Raw genomic sequence first — 434 nt, forward strand, 5'->3', positions numbered from 1 at the left:
GCAGGAGCGCGGCCGCCGCGCGCAGGTACTGGCGCAGCGCGTCGGACGAGAAGCGCGTGAAGGCGAGCGGCTGCGTGGGGTTCGGGCGCGACGCCGCGAGGCGCGGCGGCAGGATCTGCTCCCACGCGCTGTACCGCTGCGACCAGAACGCCGTGCCCCACGCGTCGTTGAGCGCGTCGAGGGTCGTGTAGCGGTCGCGCAGCCACGTGCGGAACGCCGCCGCGGCGTCGTCGGAGAAGTCGTCGACGTTGTGGCAGCCGAGCTCGTTCGAGACGTGCCACGCGACGAGCGCCGGGTGGTTGCCGTAGCGCTCGGCCATGCGCTCCACGAGGCGCAGCGCGTGCTCACGGAAGACCGGCGACGTCGGGCGCCACTGCTGGCGCGCCCCGGGCCACAGCGTCTCGCCCGTGCGCGTCTGCGGCAGGATCTCCGGG

At 74.7% G+C, this 434-nt stretch carries 1 protein-coding gene; it reads right to left on the reverse strand.

Features of this window, described 5'->3' with window-relative positions; genetic code table 11:
• Nucleotides 1–434 (reverse strand): beta-galactosidase (locus tag G3I78_RS48720; protein ID WP_203616551.1); only part of this gene is annotated, 434 nt, incomplete at both ends.

The sequence above is a fragment of the Streptomyces sp. SID13726 genome (assembly GCF_010548375.1).
Lineage (GTDB): Bacteria > Actinomycetota > Actinomycetes > Streptomycetales > Streptomycetaceae > Streptomyces.